Source organism: Pseudomonas sp. MT3 (genome assembly GCF_054720805.1).
In genome coordinates, this window is sequence record NZ_JBTVPY010000017.1 from 42,813 (window position 1) to 63,484 (window position 20,672).

Genomic DNA, 20,672 nt, shown 5'->3' on the forward strand with positions numbered 1-20,672 from the left:
CATGAACCTGTCGCTGCTCAGCCGCTACGCCTTCTTCGCCGCCTGCATCCTGTTTACCCTGATCAGCCTGCCCTTCCTCGGCCACGTCTGGCCCCTGACCCTGCTGACCTTCGCCCTCAGCGTGCTCGGCGTCATCGACCTCCGCCAGCAGCACCACGCGGTACGGCGCAACTACCCGATCCTCGGCAACATCCGCTACCTGGTGGAAGGCATCCGCCCGGAAATCCGCCAGTACCTGCTCGAGGGGGACAACGACGCCCTGCCCTTCTCCCGTGCCCAGCGGGCGCTGGTCTACTCGCGGGCGAAGAACGAGAGCGCCGACAAACCGTTCGGCACCCTGATCGACGTCTACCAGTCGGGCTTCGAGTTCATCGCCCACTCCATCCGCCCGGCGCCGGTGGCCGATCCCTGCACCTTCCGCGTCGACGTGGGCGGCCCGGAATGCAAGCAGCCCTACTCCATCTCGGTGTTCAACATCTCGGCGATGAGCTTCGGCTCCCTCAGCGCCAACGCCATCCGCGCGCTGAACAAGGGCGCGAAGATGGGCAACTTCATCCACGACACCGGCGAGGGCAGCATCAGCCCCTACCACCGCGAGTACGGCGGCGACCTGACCTGGGAACTGGGCAGCGGCTACTTCGGCTGCCGCACCCCGGATGGCCACTTCGACCCGGAGCGCTTCGCCAGGCAGGCGGTCGACCCGCAGGTGAAGATGATCGAGATCAAGCTCAGCCAGGGCGCCAAGCCCGGCCACGGCGGCATCCTGCCCAAGCACAAGGTGACCCCGGAAATCGCCTCCACCCGTGGTGTACCGCTGGGCCAGGACTGCATCTCGCCCTCCTCCCACAGCGCCTTCAGCACGCCCAAGGAGCTGCTCGACTTCATCGTCAAACTGCGCGAACTCTCCGGCGGCAAGCCGGTGGGCTTCAAGCTGTGCATCGGCCACCCGTGGGAGTTCATGGGCATCGCCAAGGCCATGCAGGAGACCGGCATCCTCCCCGACTTCATCGTGGTCGACGGCAAGGAAGGCGGCACCGGCGCCGCGCCGCTGGAGTTCACCGACCACATGGGCCTGCCGATGCGCGAGGGCCTGTTGTTCGTGCACAACACCCTGGTCGGCCTGAACCTGCGCGACAAGATCCGCATCGGCGCCAGCGGCAAGATCGTCAGCGCCTTCGATATCGCCAGCGTGCTGGCGATGGGCGCCGACTGGGCCAACTCGGCGCGCGGCTTCATGTTCGCCATCGGCTGCATCCAGTCGCAGAGCTGCCACACCAACAAGTGCCCGACCGGCGTGGCCACCCAGGATCCGCTGCGCCAACGCGCCCTGGTGGTGCCGGACAAGGCCGAGCGGGTGCGCAACTTCCACCGCAACACCCTCAAGGGCCTGGCCGAGATGATCGCCGCGGCCGGCATCGAGCATCCCTCGCAACTGGAAGCCAGGCATCTGGTGCGTCGCGTGTCGGCCACCGAGATCCGCCTGTTCTCGCACCTGCACTACTTCCTCAAGCCCGGCGAACTGCTCTCGGGCAACATCGAGGGCGAGTTCTACGAGCGCATCTGGCGCATGGCGCGCAGCGACAGCTTCGAGGCGGCGGCGGGCTGACGCCGGCACGAAAAAAAGCCCCGGCAACCTGCAGGTTGCCGGGGCTTTTCCTGGCTCAGATGGTCCGCGAGAAGCGCTCCTGCTGCCCACCGCCCAGGTAGGCATCGAAAGCCATCGCCACGCTGCGCATCATCAGTTGCCCCTGGGGCAGCAGCACCAGCGCATCGCCGTGCAGCTCGATCAGGCCGTCGCCGACCTGCTCCTGCAACTGCTGCAGCGATTCCTCGAAATACTCCCTGAAACGGATACCGTGGCGCGCTTCCAGCGGTGCGTAGTCCACGCGGCCATGACACATCAGCGCGCCGATCACCTCGCGGCGCAGGCGGTCGTCGTCGGTCAGGCGGTAGCCCTTGTGCACCGGCAGCAGCCCCTCGTTGAGGCGCGCGTAGTACTGCGACAGCTCCTTCACGTTCTGCCCGTAGGTGTCGCCGACCTTGCTGATGGACGACACGCCTAGGGCGATCAGGTCGCAGTCGGCGTGGGTCGAGTAGCCCTGGAAGTTGCGTTGCAGCGTACCGTTGGCGCGGGCCACGGTCAGCTCGTCGTCGGGCAGCGCGAAGTGGTCCATGCCGATGTAGGCATAGCCCTCCCCGGTCAGCCGGCGGATGGTCAGTTCCAGCAGTTCCAGCTTGCGCTCGGGCGGCGGCATGTCCTCGCGGCGGATCAGCCGCTGCGCGCGCACCCGCTCGGGCAGGTGGGCGTAGCTGTAGGCGGCGATGCGGTCGGGACGCAATGCGACGATCTTGCTCAGGGTGGCGTCGAAGCTCTCCACCGTCTGCAGCGGCAGGCCGTAGATCAGGTCCACGGAAACCGACTTGAAGCGCGCCTCGCGGGCGGCGTGGATGAGGTCGAAGATCTGCTGCTCGCTCTGTACGCGATTGACCGCCGCCTGGACCTTCTCGTCGAAATCCTGCACGCCGAAGCTCAGGCGGTTGAAGCCCTGGGCGCGCAGCTCGGCGATGCGCTCGCGGCTGATGGTGCGCGGATCGACCTCGATGGAGAACTCATGGTCGTCGCTCTCGTCCAGGTTGAAATGCTCGCGCAGGCAATCCATCAGCTCGGTCAACTGTGCACTGGTCAGGTAGGTGGGCGTACCGCCACCCAGGTGCAATTGGGTGAGCTTGCGCGAACCGTCGAACAATGCCGCCTGCATGGCGATCTCGCGCTTGAGGTAGTCGAGGTATTCGACGGCGCGGTGGGTCTTCTGGGTGATGATCTTGTTGCAGGCGCAGTAGTAGCACAGGCTCTGGCAGAACGGGATGTGGATGTACACCGAGAGCGGCTTGGACGGTGCCTCGTTGCTGCGCCGGGCCGCTGCGCGGTAGTCGTCGGCGGCGAAGGCGCCGTGGAACTGCGGCGCGGTGGGGTAGGACGTATAGCGCGGGCCGGGGCGGTCGTACTTCTCCACCAGCGCGCGGTTGAAACTCATAGATTCGGGCATGACACGGCTCCTCTGGCGCTGGCAGTCTGTCGCTGCAAGTCGCCGACGCACAATACACCGATCACGCTACGCCGCTCCTGTGCAGGATCAAGAACTTCCCACTCGATGCCGCCCGAAGCATCCTCCGGACGGGGCATGCCAGGCGCAGCCGGACAGCCTGTAGCGCCTCAAAGGATACCGGTGCGCCGCAGCGCCTCGCGCAGGTGTTCGATGAACGCATGGATCTTGCGCGTGGCCCGGCGGTTGCTCGGGTACACGGCGAGGATCTGCGAGCCGAAGGTGTCCGGCTCGAAGTAGAACGCATCCAGCACCGTGACCAGCCGTCCGCAGCGCAGGTGATCCAGCACGCTCCAGCGTGGGCACGGCAGCAGGCCGTGTCCGGCCAGGCAGGCGGTGAGCAACATGGCCTGGTTGTCGCTGCTCAGGCGTCCGCTGCGCGGCGTGGAGTAGCGCTCGCCGTCCAGGTCGAACCACCAGCGATCGTCCAGCGCCGGGTGGCGGTAGATCAGGCAGTCGTGCTCGATGACCTCGCGCGGATGCTGGGGCGTGCCGCGCCGTGCCAGGTACAGGGGACTGGCGCAGACAGCGATGCGGCTTTCCGCCAGTGGCTGCGCGATCAGCCCCGGCAGGTCGCTGTTGCCCATGCGCAACGCGAGGTCGTAGCGGCCGTCGAGCAGGTCGAGGTAGCTGTCGGAGAGGTCCACCTGCAGGCGTACGTCCGGGTGCAGGGCGAGGAAGTCCGCGCAAGCCTGGTCGAGGAAGGCCGGGCCGAACAGCAGCGGCGCGGTGATGCGCAGCACGCCCCGCAGGCTGTGCTGCAACTGGGCGATCTCCTCGGTGGTCTCGCGCATCCGCTCCAGCACCTCGCGGGCGCCGTCCAGGTAAAGCTGGCCGGCCTCGGTCAACGACATGCTGCGCGTGGTGCGCTCGAACAGCCGCGCGCCCAGTTCGCTCTCCAGCAGGCCGATGGCCTTGGTGACGGCCGAGGGAGTCTTGCCCAGTCGCTCGGCTGCGCGGCTGAAACTGCCGGTTTCAGCGCTGGCAACGAACATCGTCAGGCTGCTGAACTTGTCCATATTATTTCCAGATTTTCACAAGTGTTATGAGCCGTTGCGCCTTCCTGGCCGCTGGCCGCCCCGATAGCCTCTTGCGCAGACCAATAAAAATCAACCGGTACACAAGGGGAAGTCATGCACACGTTGCTCAAAGGCGCGCTGGCCGTTGCAATCGCGCTCGGCACTTTGGAAGCACAGGCACAGAACGCGGACCTGATCCTGCTCAACGGCAAGGTTTTCACCGCCGAGCCGGGCCAGGCGCTGCAACAGGCGGTCGCGGTGGCCGATGGCAAGGTGCTGAAAGTGGGCACCAACGACGAGATCCGCGCCCTGGGCGACGCCGGCAGCAAGGTCGTCGACCTCGGTGGCAAGGTGCTGATGCCCGGCTTCATCGACAGCCACTCGCACTCCATCTTCGGTGGCCTGGAGCTGATCTCCGCCAGCCTGCAGGATGAGGAAATGGACCTCGACGCCTTCGTCAAGCGCTTGAAGAAGGACCGCGACAGCGGCAGGGCGATAGCGGGCGACGTGGTGGTGATGAACGGCATGAACTCCACCTACTGGTCCCAGTCCGAGGGCCTGGCGCAGCGCCTGAACCACGGCGAGTGGGAGAACGTGCCGGTGATCCTGATCGGCAGCGACCACCACACCGCCTGGGCCAACGCCGCCATGCTCAAGCGCGCCGGGCTCGATGCGCAGCGCCTGCGTGGCCTGAGCGCCCTGGAACAGCAGAACATCGCCCACGACAAGCACTTCAATCCCACCGGCTTCCTCGTCGATTCCGGCTTCGACCTGGCCGCGGCCGCCATGCCCGTCGCCGACACCCAGACCATGAAGCGTGCGGGCGTGGCCGCGGTGAAGTACAACAACAGCCTCGGCATCACCGCCTGGATGGACCCGGCGGCCAACGGCGCACCGGGTGAGGCGCTGTTCAACATCACGCCCACCGAGAAGAGCGTCGGCGTGCTGCCGGTGTACCGCGACCTGGCCCGTGACGGCCAGCTCAGCGCCCACGTCGCGGCGCTGCTGGTGGCCAATCCGAAGAGCCGTCCGGCCGATCTCGCGGTGCTGGACAAGGTGCGCCAGCAGTTCCAGGGCATCCCCAACCTGACCCTGCCGGGAATCAAGATCTTCGCCGACGGCGTGATCGAGTTCCCGGCGCAGTCCGCCGCGCTGCTGGAAGACTACAAGAACAGCCACAAGCCCGGCGAACTGCTGATCGACCCGCAGCATTTCGGCGAACTGGTCAGCGCCGCCGACGCCCGTGGCTGGCTGGTGCACATCCACGCCATCGGCGACCGCGCGGTGCGCGAATCGCTCAACGGCATCGCCCAGGCGCGCAAGGACCGGCAGAGCGGCATCCGCCACTCGATCACCCACCTGCAACTGGTCAGCCCGCAGGACTTCCCGCGCTTCAAGTCGCTGGGCGTGATCGCCTCGATGCAACTGGACTGGGCCACCGCCGAGCCCTACACGGTCGAGTTGGTGAAGCCCTACATCGCCGACGACGCCTATCGCTACATGTACCCGGCGAAATCGCTGCTGGACAACGGCGCCACCATCGCCGGCGCCAGCGACTGGCCGGTATCCACCCCGGACCCGCTGAAGGCCGTCTACCAGGCGGTGACCCGCCAGGGCGAGCAAGGCGTGCTGAATGCCGCCGAGCGCGTCGACCGCCAGACCATGTTCTACGCCTACACCCGCAATGCCGCGCAGGCCATCGGCCTGGAGCGGAAGATCGGCAGCCTGGCCCCCGGCAAGCAGGCCGACATGGTCGTCCTCGACCGCGACGTGTTCAGCGTGCCCGAGCAGCAACTGGCCGAAGCCCGCGTGCTGCACACCCTGTTCGAAGGCCGCGAAGTCTACCGCGCCGACGACGCTCCGGCTCTCTGACGAGCCGGGCTCCTGCGCCGGGACCTGAACACCCCCGGCGCCCTGCCCGCCAGCCCAGCCCTTCCTCCAAGCCCCCGACGACGCCGGGAGGGCTGGCGCTGCGCGGGCCTTTTCGCCCTGCCCCACAGACAATCACAACAAAGGGACAACCGCATGAACCGCCCGCAATGGCTCATCGGCGCGCTGCTCGCCTGCGCGCCGCTCCCCCCCGCCCTGGCCGTGGAGCTCAGCCAGGACTTCGCCCTGCAGATCGACGCCGCGCTGCTCAGCGACTACCGCACCCGTGGCATCTCGCAGACCCAGGGCGATCCGGCCGCCCAGCTCGGCCTCACCCTGCAGCATGCCAGCGGCCCGTACCTGGGGGCCTGGACCTCCAACGTCGACTACGGCTACGACTACAAGACCCGCCAGGAAATGGACTACTACGTCGGCTGGTACTGGCAGGCCAACGACGATGTCGCCCTGGACCTGGGCTATCTCAAGTACAGCTACCCCAAGGAAAGCCAGTTCAACCAGAGCGACGTGTACGCCATCCTCCACGCCTATGGCTTCGAGCTGGCGGCCTACTACGGTGACGACTACCCCACCTATTTCGGCGAGAAGCAGAGCAATCTCTACACCTACCTGGCCTACAACGCCGAACTGCCGGCCGAGTTCCAGTTGCGCGTGCGCTATGGCCGCAACGACGCGAAGGACCCGCTCTACCTTTCCGGCGGCGAAGACACCCGCGACACCTACCACGAGTGGGAGGTCAAACTGGGCCATGAGCTGGTGGGGCTGGACTGGGCGGTGAGTTACATCGATACCGACCTGTCCCGGTACGAATGCCTGAACAACTTCGGCTTCAAGGACGCCTGTACCGCCACGGTGGTGGCCAGCGTGGCGAAGAGTTTCTGAGGCGAAAGCCAACCGGGGCGCCGCGTGAATCGCGGCGTCCCGGTGCACACGGGGAGTTCGCGTTGCGCCCGCCGGCCTCAGAACTTGTAGTTGACCGCCAGCGTCAACGAGCGCTCGGGGGCGGGCTGCCGTCCCCAGGGGCTGGTGTCGATGCCACGGAAGTAATACTGGCGATTGAACAGGTTGCTGATACCGGCCGACGCCGTCAGGACACTCTGGTCCTGCAGGGGAAACTCCCGCTGGATCGCCGTATTCCACAGCCAATAGGCTGGCAGTTCCCCGACCGTCGCATTGGCATCCTCGTCAGCGCTATTCGCGGCGTCGGTATAGGCGCTGCTGACATACAGACCATCCAGGCTGTAGGTCCAGAACTCGGCGAAGCGGTACTGGCCATCCACACCGAACTGCTGCCGGGAGGCATAGGGCACGTCGTTCCCCTTGAACTCCCCACTGCGCTGCTCTGCATCCAGGTAGGCATAGCTGGCGTGCAGATTGAGCTCGGGCAAGGCCTCCGGCGTCCAGAACACCTCGGTCTCGATACCCTGGTGCCGGGTGCTGCCGATGTTCTGGAAGCGGTCGGTGGTCGCCGAATAGACGATCTGGTCGTCGAAATCGATGCGGTAGACACCGAAGTCCACACGCAAGCCATCCCAGGGGATGTAGCGGACCCCGGTTTCATAGTTCCAGGCCAGTTCCGCGCCGACATCCCCCTCCTTCACGATCTGCGTCACTTGCGGCGGGCGCAGGGACTTCTGGGCATTGGCATACAGGTACCACTCGTCCGTGGCCTGGAAGCCGACGGTCAGCCCCGGAAGCCACTCTTCGGATCGGTTGTCCTTGCGGACCTGGGTCAGGCCGTCGTCATAGTCCATGCGGGCGTTTTCATAACGCACCCCCGGCGTGATGGTGAGGCGGCGATCCATCAGGCCGATGGCATTGCTCAGGTAGACCGCCTGGGCGTCATCGTTGAACTTCCAATCACGGAACGGCGTGGTGACGCCCGTCGCCAGGCTCTGCCTGTTCACCTTGTAATCGATGTCCTCGCTGACGTAGCGCGCCCCGACCAGCCAGGTCTGGCTGACCTGCTCGTCGTCGATGCTCAGGCTCAATCGCGGCTCGCTGCCCCAGACCTTGAAGTCACGCGGGCCATCCTGGCGGGTCAGGGGCGACGCATCGGGGGTGAACGGCAGGCCGACCACGAAGTTGCGGTAGCTGTCGTGGGCGAAGTTGGTCCAGCTGAACTCCACCGAGTCGAAGGGCCCGATGCTGCCCAGTTGCTCGGTGTAGGTGCCCCAGACTCGCGTCGTATCGCCTTCGAAGCGGTCAAGCGGACGGGTGGACTGGCGCGGATCGTGTCGATAGTCCTCCGGCGACAGCGCGCCGGCCAGGTCCATGTCGGCCTTGTAGTACTGGACGCCAAAGCTCAGATCGCGGTAGTCGTCGATATTCCACTGTCCGCGTAGCCGGTAGTTCTGCACATCGGTATCGGAATGCTCGCGCCCGGCCTCGCCGCTGAGCGTATTGAGGTCCAGTTGCAGGCCGAAGTTGTCGGTCAGGAAGCCGCCGGTGCCGACATAGGTGTCCCACAGCTGCCGCCCTCCGGGGTAGAAGGTCGCCTTCTCCTTGAGGTTGGTTTCCCAGGTGCGCGGGATCGGCCGGCTGATGAAGTTGATCACGCCCCCGACGTTGTTGGGGCCGTACTGGACGGCCGCGCCGCCCTTGACCACGTCGATTCGATCGACCATCGCCAGCGTCACCGGAAACAGGGAAAGACCGGTTTGCCCATAGGGCGCCAGCGCCAGCGGAATGCCGTCGGACAGGGCCTGGATGCGGCCACTGCGGCTTTCATAGAGGCCGCGGACGGCAATCTGCGGCAGTGCACCCGTACCGGTCTCGTCGAAGATTTTCACCCCTGGCACGCGCTGGAGCGCATCGTCCACGCCCCGCACGCTGGGCTTCTGCAATTGGGCGGAATCCACCAGGGTACGGCTGCCGGCATAGCTGATGACCTCCGGCGCGCTGGCATTCCCCAGCACATCGCCGGTGATCACCATCGGTGCGAGAGGGGCAGGCGCTTCCGCCTGGACGTTCTGCCCGGTGGCAGTCCCCGGCACGATGATGAAGGTTCCATCCTCCTTGGCGACGGCGTGCAGCCCGGTGCCTTCCAGCAGCTTCTGCAGGGCCTGCTCGAGGGTGTAGCTGCCCTTCAGCGTCGGGCTGGGCCGGTCATTGGCGATATCGCTGGCGAACAGGATCTGCGACGAGGACTGCCTGGCCAGGTCGTTCAGGGCGTGTTCCAGCCTGGAGCTGGGCAGGTCGAGGGTGAAGGTGTCCTGGGCACTCGCATAGGCGGCCAGCAACAGATTGCCGGCCAGCACGGAAAGCGACAACAGGGCTCGGGGCACAGGGGCGCGCATGGGGAGGGATTCCTTGTGAATGATTCTGGTTTCCCTCCATGCCGCTGCCCGAACGGCAAAACCCTACCTCCGCACCTGATTATTTTTTCGCAGGTCGCCTTTGCAGGTGCGCCGTGCCATCCGAATCGAAGCTCAGTTCGACGGGCAGGACACCCGGCAGCAGCTTGAGCAGCGACTCCACGTTCTCGCTCTTGAACACCCCGTTGATCGGCAGGTCGGCCAGCTCCGGATCGTCCAGGACAATCCTCGGCCCCCGGTAACGCTGCATCGCCTCCAGCGCCTGTTTCAGCGGAGTACGCTTGAAGACCAGCTTGCCGTCCTGCCAGGCCGTCGCTGTGGCGGTGTCCACGGTTCTGGGAGCGGAAAGCCGCCCGTCATGCGTGATGGTCTGCTGCCCGGGCGCAAGGTGCGCTTCGCTGTCCCCCGCGCCAACCAGGACGCTGCCACGCAACAGGGTCACCTGCACGTCCGCTCCCGCATTCAGCACATTGAACAGCGTGCCCTTGACCTGTACCCGGGTGGTGCCGGCGAGGACCTGGAACGGGCGCAGGCGCGCCCTGGAGACATCGAACAGGGCTTGCCCGTCCTGCAACTCGGCGCGGCGCGAGCGAAGGTGCCAGGCCAGCGACACGCGGGTGCCGCCGTCGAGGGTCAGATGGGAGCCATCGGCCAGCGCCAGGGTTCGACGCTGCCCCGGCTCCGTCGCGAACTGCTCGTGACGGTAGGCGGGGTCCAGCCAGAACAGCAGCGCGATGAGCAGCAACGACGCTACGCCGGCCAAGGGCGCACGGGGTTTGCGCGGCTTCGGCACGGGCAGGGGGAAACGCTCGCGGAGCAGGTCGCGGTGACGCTCCAGGACGTCCTCTTCGGGCTGGAAGGGTTGCTTGTTCGGACCGGATGCACTCACGGCGATTATCCTTTTCGCTCCAGATGCGCGCGACACGCCAGCATGCCCAGGCGCAGGTGCTTCTCTACCGTCTTCAGGGATATGCCCATCTGCCTGGCGACCTCGCCCTGCGGGAGGCCGTGGATCTTGTGCATGACGAACACCATCCGGCAACGGACCGGCAACGCTTCGATCGCCTCGACCAAACGCTCCAGTTCGCGCTCGGACTCGCAGTGCCGATAGGGCGAAGGCGCCGGGCAAACCGGCTCGGCCGCCTCGACCAGAGGGGCCGTCAGCGCGCGCCGGCGGCGCTCGCTACGGTAACGGTCCACCGCGCGGTCGCTGGATATCTTCCGCAGCAGCGCCAGCGGCGATTGTATGCCGTGCCGTTCGGAGCGCTCCAGCATCTCCACGCAAACGTCGTGCACCACTTCCTGGGCAAATCCACGGTCCCCGAAACGGCGGCGTACATGCTCCACCAACTCATCGTAGTGATGGACCAGCGCAGCGAGTAAAGACGGCTTGGCGGACATGGATGGCAGCGCGAACGGATGAGTGGGTAGGCAGCCGTCGATCATAAATGATATTTAATCGCATTGGTAACCTATTCTCCATTGATCCGTCGCCTCGAACGCTCGACGCCAGGTGGAGCTCGCCTGCCCGCTGCCTCACGGCCACCGGCAGGGCCGCGCTACCCATTGCCCAGGAAACGGCCCCGGTACTCCGCCGAAGGCATCAGGCAGCGGTCCTCGCGGCCGAACAGGCGATAGCGGTTGCGGGCGATACGGTCGTAGAGCCCGTCGCGCAACGACATCGGCACCAGCCACAGGACGCGCAGCCAGTTCCACGGCGCCGGCAGTTGGCCGATCACCCGCAGGAAGGCTTCGCTGCGCTCGTAGCCGCAGTGGCCGTCGATGTACAGCAGGGTGTCGAAATAGTCGGTCGGCAGCCCGAACCAGTCGAGGATCGCCTGGCCTTCCGGGGACTGCACGCTGCACAGTTTCAGGCGCCGGTCGCGATCATGGCGCAGCAGGAAGCGGCTCCAGCCCGTGCAGAGGCGACAGACGCCATCGAACAACACAACCTTGTCACCGGGAAGCATGTCGGGGGGCAGCGGCATGGCGTCGTCTCCAGAACCCTGGTACGCACACTCTGCCCGCCGTATGTGACAACTACGGACTTTCGTCGCTCACCCCATTGGCCAGTGAATACAACCGGTACTCCACCCAGCCCGGTCCCAGCCGCCCCTCGCCCACCGCGAGCAGATGGTTCAGCCAGCGGTAGCGCTCATCCCCGACCTCGAAGCGCGGCTGGATCATGAAATAGGTATCGCCATACTCCGTGCTCTCGCCCCGGGACACCGCCGTGATGACCCTCGGATTGGCCACCAGCAGCCCGTTATGCTGCATCAGTATCCGCGCCCCATCGTCGGTGCGCAGCACCAGGCGCACCTCCAGGTGCCAGCCGCCATCGTTATCCACCAGGATCCAGTCGCCCCCGCCGGGCAACACGTCGCCGCTCAGGCGCCGCCCCTGGAAGGTCCCCCCGCCGGCCGCCGAGATCAAACGCTGACCGTGGGGCACCCGGCCGATCTCCAGCGGCACGCTCGCCTTCACACTCATGGTCATCAGCGGCTCGAGTTTCATCGACAGCTCCTGTCAGGCATCTTCATGGCCCCTTGAGTAAAGCAGCCGCCCCCGACACCGGCCACGCTCAGCCGAAGCGATAGCGCAGCAGCCGCCCCATGCGCCGCAGCGCCGGAATCGCCAGGGTGATCCGGTAGAGCAGGCGTACGCCCAGGGACATCCGGGCGATCTGCGCCTCGTCGTAGGGCTCGACGGCGTCGACGAAACGCAGGCCGGGCACCTGCGCCTCCAGTTCGGCATTGTCGTCGATGCCCCAGTGCAGGATGGCGCCGGTCTTGCGAATCATCGGATGGTATTGCATCCAGCGGATGCCCTGCCGCGTGTAGCCGTCGAAGATCAGCTCGCCGCTGCCGCAATGGGCGACCAGCGCGCGCAGCAGCCAGGGCAGCGCATCGCTTTCCACATAGGGCAGCACACCCTCGGCGACGATCAGCACCGGCTGGCCAACCGGCACCACGCGCCACCAGTCCGGCTCGGTCAGCGCGCTGGATACCAGGTGGCAGTTCTCCCGCTCCGGATACAGGCGCTCGCGCAGGGCGATCACCTCGGGGAAATCCACCTCGAACCACTGCACCGTGGAGGGCGGATCGATACGCCACACCCGGCTGTCGAGGCCGCAGCCCAGTTGCAGGATCACCGCCGCAGGGTGGCGCGCGAGAAAGTCGCGCACCCAGTCGTCGAACAGCTTGGCGCGCAGCACCACGCCGATCTGCCCGGCACGGCCGATGTGCAGGCGGGCGAAGTCATAGTCGACCCGGTCCAGCGCCCGGCGGGCGACGTGGTCGTGCAGCAGGCTGTCCGCCAGCTCGCTCTCCTTCGCCTTGGCATAGAAGGTGATCAGCAGCGTTTCCGGCGTCCCGTGCAGGTCGATGCGTTCCACGTCACGGGTGCAGGTAGTAGAGCTTGTTGATGATCGACCACTGCGAACCGATGCGCAGCAGCGACAGGTAATCGGTGAAGTGCATGCCGAGGAAGTCGTCCGTCACCTTCGCCACCGCGCTGTCGCCGGTGACATCCAGCGACTTCAGCTCCCACACCGGCGGAGCCCCGGTCGGCGGCGGCGACTCGGCCTTGATCGCGCCGATGAAATCGTCCAGCGAGGCCCACTCCAGGTCACCGTGGTAGTTGCCGATGATCTTGCACGACGGATGGAACGCCTGGCGCAACCTGGCCTCGTCGGCAAAGGTCATGCCCTCCACGTAATCCGCAAGGACCCGGTTGATGGCGGCGCTGTCCGCCGTGTAATTGCTCATCTGTGCTGCCCTCCTTGCCGGTGCGTCCGGTCATCGGGCAAGGCTAGCACCGTGCCCCGGCCGCGCCGTTCGCGGCGACGACCGGGGACGCGCTTCGCAAGGGCGTCAGACCACCGCAAGATGCCGCTTGCGCGTGGGCGGCGGGAAGGCGGCGTCGAGCGCTTCGAGGTCCTCGGGCGTCAGGCGCAGTTGCAGCGCGGCGGCGTTGTCACGCACGTGCAGCGGCTCCACGGCCTTGGGAATGGCGATCACGCCCGGCTGGTGGATCAGCCAGGCCAGCGCCACGCGGGCCGGGGTGGCGTCGTGGCGGCCGGCGATTTCGGCCAGGGTACGATGGCGCAGCAAGCGACCGCCCTGCCCGACCGGACAGTAGGCCATCAGCGGCATGCGCTCCTCCTGGCACCAGGGCAGCAGGTCCCACTCGATACCGCGCTCCTCCAGGCTGTATTGCACCTGGTTGGTGGCGCAGGCCGGCTCGCTCAGTTCCTGCAGGTCGTCGAGGTCGAAGTTGGACACGCCCCAGCGGCGGATCTTGCCGGCCTCGCGCAGGCGCTCGAAGGCTTCCACCGTTTCCTCCAGCGGATACTGGCCGCGCCAGTGCAGCAGGTAGAGGTCCAGGCAGTCGGTGCGCAGGCGCTTCAGGCTGCGCTCGCAGGCTTCGGGGATACCGCGCCGGCTGGCATTGTGCGGATAGACCTTGCTGACCAGGAAGACCTGGTCGCGCAGCCCGGCGATGGCCTCGCCAACCACTTCCTCCGAGCCCCCTTCGCCATACATCTCGGCGCTGTCGATCAGGGTCAGGCCGCGCTCGATGCCTTCGCGCAGGGCGGCGACTTCGCGCTTGCGCTGGAAGCTGTCCTCGCCCAGGCGCCAGGTGCCCTGGCCGATGGCGGGAACGGCGGTGCCGTCGGCGAATACCACAGTGTTCATCTCGTGCTCCTTGTTGCGGCTGTCATGTTCGCGATTGTCATGGCGACACGGGGCCAGCCGCCCGAAACCGGACGACGGGCACACAGGGTAGCGCAGAAGCAGGAGCCAGGTTGCGGATCAGCGGTTGGTCTGCAGATGCCGGCGCGCGGCGTGGCGCTCGATGGCCAGGTCGATCAGCCGGCTGACCAGCTCGCTGTAGGTCATCCCGGCGGCCTGCCAGAGCTTGGGGTACATGCTGATGCGAGTGAAACCGGGCAGCGAGTTCAGCTCGTTGACCAGTACCTCGCCGCTGTCGGTGAGGAACACGTCGACCCGCGCCAGCCCCGAGCACTCCAGGGCGAGGAAGGCCTCCACGGCAAGCTGACGGATGCGCTCGCTGGCCTCTGCGGGAATGTCCGCCGGCACCACGACCTTGGCGGCATCCTCGTCGATGTACTTGCTGTCGTAGGAGTAGAAGCCACTACCCACGACGATCTCGCCACAGCCGCTGGCGATGGGCTGCTCGTTGCCCATTACCGCGCACTCGATCTCGCGGCCCTGCACGGCGGCCTCCACCAGCACCTTGTCGTCGAAGGCCAGCGCGAGGCGCACGGCTTCGTCGTAGGCGGCCTCGTCTTCGACCTTGCTCACGCCCACCGAGGAACCCATGTTCGCCGGCTTGATGAACAGCGGCAGGCCGAGCTTGCGCTGCGCCTCGTCGAACGACGTGCGCGGGGCATTGGCGCGGGTCAGGGTGACGAACGGCGTGATGGCGATGCCGGCGTCGCGCAGCAGGCGCTTGCTCACGTCCTTGTCCATGCAGATGGCCGAACCGAGCACGTCGGAGCCGACGAAGGGGATGTCGGCCATGCGCAGCAGGCCCTGCAGGCAACCGTCTTCGCCCTGGGTGCCGTGGACGATGGGGAAGATCACATCGACGTGATCGAGCAGTTGGCGGCTGCCGGTTTCCACCAGTTGCTGCTCAGCCTTGCCCGGCACCACGGCCAGTTCGCGGTTGGAGCGGTTGAGGGCGATCAGTGCCGGGTTTTCCTGGTTGAGCAGGTAGTCGGAGGCATCGTTGAGGTGCCAGCGGCCTTCCTTGTCGATACCCACCAGCACCGGTTCGAAACGCTCGCGGTCCAGCGCGTCGACGATATTCTTCGCCGATTGCAGGGACACTTCGTGCTCCGCCGAACGCCCACCGAAAATCACCCCAACGCGCAACTTGCCCATGACAGTCTCCGCATGATCGATGGGCGCTTTCTAACACGGGCTCCGGCGCTTGGGTAGGAACAGTGGCTGGCGAACAGACGAGCCGGCGTTCAGTACCTGCCCAGCTCCTGCGCCAGCTCGCGGGCAGCCTGCCCGCTGTGCACGCCGGGGAACAGGTGGGTGAAAGGCAAGGCCACGAAGCGCCCCTCGCGCACGGCGCGCAGGCGCGAGAGCACCGGGTCGGCGCGCAACGTTCGGATCTTCTGCCCGGCCGTGGACCACAGTGCATCGGCCAGCAGGATCACGTCCGGATCGCGCGCCAGCAGCTGTTCGCTGTTGGCGGTGAAGCCACCCAGGTCGACATCCTCGAACAGGTTGTGCGCGCCGGCAGCGTGCAGCAACTGAGTGACCACGCCGCGCCGCCCCTGGCTCTCCAGGCCGTTGCTGGCGCTATCGAGGTAGAAGACGTCCAGCAGTTGGCGGCCGGTCGAAAGCCGGCGCGCTTCGGCCAGCTCGGCGCGCTGCCGGCGGATCAGATCCTGCGCCCGCTCCTGCTCGCCAAGCAGATCGCCCAGAGTCTTCAGGTCCGTCTCGACACCAGCGAACAGATCGTCCTGCCAAACTCCGCAACCGGCATCCAGCAGGTAGCTGGCGACGCCGTGGCCGGCCAGTTCCTCGCGAGACAGGTTGCCCAGCCGGAAGGCGGAGGCGAACCCAGCCACCACCAGGTCCGGCTGCTGCGCGTAGACCGCTTCCGCCGACGGATACTGGCGCGACAGCAGCGGCACGCCGCGATAGCTTCCTTTGGTCAGGTCGAGATCGTCATCGATGTAGGCCACGCCGATCAGCCGCTCCCTGGCGCCCAGCGCCAGCAGCAGGTCGGCGGCGTGCTGGTTGAGGGCGAGGATGCGTTGCGGCGGGTGGTCGATTCGCCAGGTTTGGGCGCAGTTGCGGTAGTCCTGGGCGGAAGCAGTTACCGCCCCCAGAATCAACGCCAAACCAAGCGCCAGGCTTGACCTGTAGGAGCGAGCTTGCTCGCGAACAGCGCCAGCTCTGAAACATCGCGGACGAAGTCCGCTACTACGCTCCTGGGAAGTCCGTGCCGGGATTCGCCCCTCACCCCGACCCCCTCCCTCAGGGAGAAGGAGCAGCCTATGCCGGCTGAAAGCTCGGCCTTCCCCTGCACCGAACGGTCCCATCTCCCTCCGGGCAGGGGTTAGGGTGAGGAGCCGTTGAAGGAGGACGACGAACCCAACTCCCTGCATCCAGCGGTTCGCGAGCAAGCTCGCTCCTACGAAGCGCGAGTGCGTCATAGTTCATCCACCCGCAGCTCCGCCACCGGCACGCCGTCACGCAGATGCTCCGCCACCACCCGGCACACCTGCTCGTCACTGCGCAGGCCATACCAGACACGTTCGGGATACACCGTCAGCAGCGGCCCGCGATTGCACGGGAACTGGCAGCCGGTGCGGGTCAGCAGGGCGCCCTCGGCGTTCTCGTAGAGGTCGAGGCGGATCAACTCGCGGCGCAGGGTCTTCCACAACGGCAGCGCGCCGCGCCGCACGCAGCGCGGCCCGGTGCAGAGGAACAGGTGACGGCGATGCGGCGGCGGCGCGGACCAGTCCGGTTGCGACGGCACCTCGCCGACGCCCTGGCAGTCCAGCTGTTGCGCCGGATCGTCAATCGCCGTCAGCACCGCCGCCACATCCAGCCCGCGCCGACCGAGCGCCGAAGCGGTGACCTTCGGCAACGGCGCCTGCGGATGCTCCCCGCACAGCGCAGCCAGTTCCGCGCGCAGCCACTCGAGATAGGCGCCGTCGGCGGTCGGTTCGAGGTCCACCAGCAGCAGTTCGATACTCTCGGCCAACAGCTCGCGCACCCGCCCCCAGAGCGAATCGAAACCCTCACCGGTGTCGATGCATTCGACGCCGGCGAGGCGCGCCGATACCTCGCGCAGTAGGCGCTCGCCCTGGGCTCCGGCCAGCGGGCCGACCAGCAGGATGGCCTTCATCAGAAGCTGAAGGTGTAGCGCAGCTCGGCGGTGCGCGGCCGGCCGAGGTTGTCCACCTGGCGGATACCGTTGCTGCTGCGGCCGGTGGCGTAGTCGCGGTCCAGCAGGTTCTCCAGCAGCAGGCTCAGGCGATGCGCGCGGGCGCCGTCGAGGTAGCGGTAGGCATCGCCATCGAGCACGCTGTAGTGGCCGTAGTCGTCGTCCTGGGCGCTGACGATGGAGCCGACGTAGCGCGCGGCAAGACCGGCGCCCCAGAGGCTGTCGTCATAGCCCAGGCGCAGGCGGGCAAAGAAGTGCGGGATGTTGTTCACCGTCACGCCGTCGTGGCTGTCCACCCGATTGCGCGTGGCGTCGGCGGAGAGCTGCCAGTGCCGGCCGAACTGCCACTGGCCGTTGGCTTCCACGCCACGCACGGTGATCTCGCCATTGCCGTTCACCCATTGATCGCCGGCGAGGGTGATGAGGTCGGTGATCTCGCGACGGAACAGGGTGACGCTGCCGCTCCACGGCTGGTCGAACAGCTCGCCGGTGTAGTCCAGGCCCAGTTCGGCGTTGCGGCTGCGCTCGGGCTTGAGGTCGCGGTTGCCGACTTCGTCGCCCGGTTCGTTGACGAACAGTTGCTCGGCGGTGGGCAACTTGAAGGCGGTGCCCAACTGGCCGCGCAGCTTGAGCTGCTGCGTGAGGTCGTAGAGCGAGGTCAGCATCCACACGGTGGCGCCCTCACCGCCCGAGATTTCCTCGCGGCGCACGCCCAGGCTCGGGTGCCAGTCGGGCAGCGCCTCGATGTTCGGTCGCAGCTGGGCGTAGAGCGCATGGGATTCGGCCTTGTCGTTGTCGATGATCAGCACATCGTCCTGGCCCTTGTACCACTGGTTGTCGTTGCCGAAGACCAGCTCGTGGCCACCGCCGAAGCGTGCCTTGCCTTCAAGCTGCGTGCCCCAGTCGGTGAAGCCCCAGTAGTCGTTGTGATTGAGCACCTGGGTACCGCCGCCCTGCAGGTTGTAGACGCGGTCGTAGCGGGTGTCCCAATCGTTGAGGTGGGTCTTGGCGAACCAGCTGAAATCGTCGCCGACGCTCTGCTGGAAGGTCGCCGTGGCGATCTGCTGCACGCGGTTGTTGCTGGTGTGGTGGTTGGAGGTCGGCCGGGCGAAGTCCAGTTCGGCATCGGCGTACTGGTAGAACAGCTCCAGCCGCGAGGCCTCACCGATGGCCTGGATGGCCTTGGCGCCGAACACGTTGACGTCGTACGAGCGACGCTTGTCGCTGACCGTACTGGTCATGTCCTGGTCGCGGTACGGCTGGTAGCCGTCGGAGCGGTTGTGGCTGACATAGGCCATCAGGCCGAGGTCGCCCAGGCCGTTGTGCACGATCTTCTCGGCGCGGGCATCACCGCTGCGGCCCTTGAAGGTGTCCAGGCCGAGGTTCACCTCGCCGGATGCCTCGCGACTGCGCGCGCTGCGGGTGACGATGTTGATCACCCCGGACACCGCCTGGGTGCCGAACAGCAGGCCCTGGCCGCCCTTGAGCACTTCGATGCGCTCCACCGCGGTGGTCGGCAGGGTGTCGAGGTAGATGCCGCCGTAGAGGCGGTTGTTCAGGCGCACGCCGTCCAGCAGGATCAGCGTGTCGTCGTTGCGTCCGCCGAGCAGCGAGTAGGTGCCGTAGTCGAACGGGCCGTTCTTCGGCGCGACGAACAGGCCGGGCACGTACATCTGCAGCACGCGGGTGATGTCGGCGCTGGGGCCGGCGCGTTCGATCTGCTGGCGGTCGATGACCTCCAGCTTGCTGCCGTAGCGGGCCATGTCCGCCACGGTGGTGGACTCCACCGAAGGCGCGTTGACGATTTCATCGGCCAGGTCCAGCGGCGCCGCCGACAGGTGCGGGCCGAGGACGCAGAGGGAGAAAACGGGAGTCCAGCGCAGGGCACGCCGGTTCGGATAGATAGGAAGTTGCAAGGTGATCGCCTCGAAATCGGGATTTCGCAGGCGGCGCAGCGACACCCGGAACGAGCGCGCCCCGGGAACCGGCTCACGCCCGCCCACCGCGGGTTTGCCAAACAGGTTCCAGGCCGGTCTCCGGGCTTGCGAGGATCATGAAACATCCGCCTTCCCATGCCTGAACACAGTGGCCTAGTGGATGCTCCGCTCGCTTACCGTTGCGGGGGCAGCGCCGGACTGATCGCACGAGGGCGACGCACCGGCTTCCCGTTTCACCCCACGCACGGCGGCGGGGGGCACCTGAAACGGGGCGAATCTGAACATTCGGCGGACGAAAGCGTCAAGCGCGGGGGTTGGACAGGATGTTGCGGGAGCGGCGCAAAAGCGCAGGATCAGTGCCAGGGATCGTAGGTACCGAAACTCCAGATGTGCCCTTCCGGACCACGGCAGGTGAAACCCTGGCCGCCGTAGTCCTCGTCCTTGATGTCGATGACGATCTGCGCACCACCGTCCACTACCGCGCGATACAGCGCCTCGGCATCCCTCACCACCACATAGATGCTCTGGGTGCAGCCGCCAATCTCGTCGGGCTGGCGCATCAGCCGGCCGTACTCATTGTCGTGCAGCGACCCGAGCATCACCAGCCCACTGCCATCGGCCAGCGCCAACTGCGCGTGGGCGATGCCGCCGTGGTCATCGGCGACCACCAGCTGCCGCTGGAAACCGAAGGTGGCGCACAGCCAGTCGATGGCCTGCGGCGCATCGCGGTAGCGCAGGCAGGGAATGACGCTGGGGCGGGCGATGGGAGCGGGCGTGGGCATGGCGATCTCCGGCGAAAAGGGCGCGAGGTTCTGAGCATAGTCGCCCGCTTTGCGCTGCTCAGCGCTGCCCGGAGACCAACCGCAACACGGGGAGCCACACCGAAGCGCAAGTTCCTGCAAGACCGCTCCAGGGACCAGCAGTAGTTTGGACAGAACGATCCCAAGGAGAAAACCACCGTGACCCAACGCCAACCGATCAACCTGCAGGACAAGCTCGGCCGCATCACTGAGACCTGGCAGCCGCGAGTGATCGCCGAGATGAACGACTACCAGTTCAAGGTGGTGAAGCTGCACGGCGATTTCGTCTGGCACAGCCACGCCGACACCGACGAGACCTTCATCGTGCTCGACGGCGAGCTGCGCATCGACTTCCGCGACGGCCCGCTGACCCTGCGAGCCGGCGAACTCTACGTGGTGCCTCGCGGCGTCGAGCACAAGCCCTATGCCGAACACGAGGTGCAGGTGATGCTGATCGAACCGCGCGGCGTGCTGAACACCGGCGACCAGGGCGGCGAACGCACGGCGGAGAATGATCGCTGGATCTGACCGTCGATCACCTGCCCTGACGACCGCCGATCAGCGGCCGCTCCCGCTTCGCTGGCTGCTGCTATGCCTGTCGGAAGAACGCCGCTCCCAGCCGGAGACTGTCACGCCTGGGATACACAGGCGCGGCTCTGGCGGCGTCGCC

Annotated in this window: 19 protein-coding genes and 1 riboswitch; of the genes, 4 read left to right on the forward strand and 15 right to left on the reverse strand. The window is 66.6% G+C overall.

Going from position 1 to position 20,672, the window contains the following annotated elements; translation table 11 throughout:
• Position 1: 1 nt before the first annotated feature.
• Positions 2-1,606 carry an FMN-binding glutamate synthase family protein gene (locus ACYCAX_RS17955; protein WP_015476142.1) on the forward strand — a complete coding sequence of 535 codons (1,605 nt, stop codon included), beginning with the start codon at positions 2-4 and terminating at the stop codon, positions 1,604-1,606.
• Positions 1,607-1,661: 55 nt separating this feature from the next.
• Here the strand turns inward: ACYCAX_RS17955 and hemN are convergent, their stop codons facing one another.
• Positions 1,662-3,047 (reverse strand): oxygen-independent coproporphyrinogen III oxidase, encoded by a 1,386-nt coding sequence (gene hemN / locus ACYCAX_RS17960; RefSeq protein ID WP_041711795.1) that lies wholly within the window; start codon positions 3,045-3,047, stop codon positions 1,662-1,664.
• Between the two features lie 167 nt (positions 3,048-3,214).
• Entirely contained in the window at positions 3,215-4,123 is a 909-nt protein-coding gene (locus tag ACYCAX_RS17965; protein ID WP_015476140.1) for a LysR family transcriptional regulator, read from the reverse strand.
• A 114-nt stretch (positions 4,124-4,237) separates the two neighbouring features.
• On the opposite strand from ACYCAX_RS17965, the gene ACYCAX_RS17970 reads away from it, so the two are divergent.
• Complete coding sequence (locus ACYCAX_RS17970; RefSeq protein ID WP_460248528.1) at positions 4,238-5,995, forward strand: amidohydrolase; 1,758 nt, start codon at positions 4,238-4,240, stop codon at positions 5,993-5,995.
• Between the two features lie 153 nt (positions 5,996-6,148).
• On the forward strand, positions 6,149-6,892 hold the full coding sequence (locus tag ACYCAX_RS17975) for a TorF family putative porin (protein WP_294975928.1): 744 nt from the start codon (positions 6,149-6,151) through the stop codon (positions 6,890-6,892).
• Between the two features lie 77 nt (positions 6,893-6,969).
• On the opposite strand, the gene ACYCAX_RS17980 is transcribed toward ACYCAX_RS17975, so the two are convergent.
• From ACYCAX_RS17980 to ACYCAX_RS18040, 13 genes are all read right to left on the reverse strand, one after another.
• Positions 6,970-9,309, reverse strand: coding sequence for a TonB-dependent siderophore receptor (locus tag ACYCAX_RS17980; RefSeq protein WP_460248529.1), 2,340 nt, complete (start codon positions 9,307-9,309; stop codon positions 6,970-6,972).
• A gap of 79 nt (positions 9,310-9,388) precedes the next feature.
• Positions 9,389-10,216 carry a FecR family protein gene (locus ACYCAX_RS17985; RefSeq protein WP_460248530.1) on the reverse strand — a complete coding sequence of 276 codons (828 nt, stop codon included), beginning with the start codon at positions 10,214-10,216 and terminating at the stop codon, positions 9,389-9,391.
• Between the two features lie 5 nt (positions 10,217-10,221).
• Positions 10,222-10,737: an RNA polymerase sigma factor gene (locus ACYCAX_RS17990; RefSeq protein ID WP_177324595.1), complete on the reverse strand. Its 516-nt coding sequence runs from the start codon at positions 10,735-10,737 to the stop codon at positions 10,222-10,224.
• A gap of 149 nt (positions 10,738-10,886) precedes the next feature.
• A complete protein-coding gene (locus tag ACYCAX_RS17995; RefSeq protein ID WP_015476134.1) occupies positions 10,887-11,315 on the reverse strand; it encodes a thiol-disulfide oxidoreductase DCC family protein in 429 nt (142 codons plus the stop codon).
• Between the two features lie 52 nt (positions 11,316-11,367).
• Positions 11,368-11,841 (reverse strand): DUF3237 domain-containing protein, encoded by a 474-nt coding sequence (locus tag ACYCAX_RS18000; RefSeq protein ID WP_015476133.1) that lies wholly within the window; start codon positions 11,839-11,841, stop codon positions 11,368-11,370.
• 67 nt (positions 11,842-11,908) lie between these two features.
• Positions 11,909-12,721: a class I SAM-dependent methyltransferase gene (locus tag ACYCAX_RS18005; RefSeq protein WP_294981094.1), complete on the reverse strand. Its 813-nt coding sequence runs from the start codon at positions 12,719-12,721 to the stop codon at positions 11,909-11,911.
• 1 nt (position 12,722) lies between these two features.
• Complete coding sequence (locus ACYCAX_RS18010) at positions 12,723-13,094, reverse strand: nuclear transport factor 2 family protein (protein ID WP_015476131.1); 372 nt, start codon at positions 13,092-13,094, stop codon at positions 12,723-12,725.
• A 105-nt stretch (positions 13,095-13,199) separates the two neighbouring features.
• Complete coding sequence (locus ACYCAX_RS18015; RefSeq protein WP_460248531.1) at positions 13,200-14,024, reverse strand: aldo/keto reductase; 825 nt, start codon at positions 14,022-14,024, stop codon at positions 13,200-13,202.
• 117 nt (positions 14,025-14,141) lie between these two features.
• Complete coding sequence (ddlA, locus tag ACYCAX_RS18020) at positions 14,142-15,236, reverse strand: D-alanine--D-alanine ligase (protein WP_460248532.1); 1,095 nt, start codon at positions 15,234-15,236, stop codon at positions 14,142-14,144.
• 89 nt (positions 15,237-15,325) lie between these two features.
• A complete protein-coding gene (locus tag ACYCAX_RS18025; RefSeq protein WP_460248533.1) occupies positions 15,326-16,213 on the reverse strand; it encodes an ABC transporter substrate-binding protein in 888 nt (295 codons plus the stop codon).
• A gap of 311 nt (positions 16,214-16,524) precedes the next feature.
• Positions 16,525-17,226 (reverse strand): (2Fe-2S) ferredoxin domain-containing protein, encoded by a 702-nt coding sequence (locus ACYCAX_RS18030; protein WP_460248534.1) that lies wholly within the window; start codon positions 17,224-17,226, stop codon positions 16,525-16,527.
• Positions 17,226-19,181 (reverse strand): TonB-dependent receptor plug domain-containing protein, encoded by a 1,956-nt coding sequence (locus tag ACYCAX_RS18035; protein ID WP_460248535.1) that lies wholly within the window; start codon positions 19,179-19,181, stop codon positions 17,226-17,228. Before ACYCAX_RS18035 ends, ACYCAX_RS18030 begins: the two co-directional genes overlap by 1 nt.
• Positions 19,182-19,275: 94 nt before the next feature.
• Positions 19,276-19,482: riboswitch (cobalamin riboswitch) on the reverse strand.
• A 73-nt stretch (positions 19,483-19,555) separates the two neighbouring features.
• The gene (locus ACYCAX_RS18040; RefSeq protein ID WP_460248536.1) at positions 19,556-19,984 is read right to left on the reverse strand and encodes a VOC family protein; all 429 of its coding nucleotides are present in this window, start codon (positions 19,982-19,984) and stop codon (positions 19,556-19,558) included.
• 177 nt (positions 19,985-20,161) lie between these two features.
• Here ACYCAX_RS18040 and ACYCAX_RS18045 point away from each other — a divergent pair, with 177 nt between their 5' ends.
• Entirely contained in the window at positions 20,162-20,530 is a 369-nt protein-coding gene (locus tag ACYCAX_RS18045; protein WP_015476124.1) for a cupin domain-containing protein, read from the forward strand.
• Positions 20,531-20,672 lie beyond the last annotated feature (142 nt).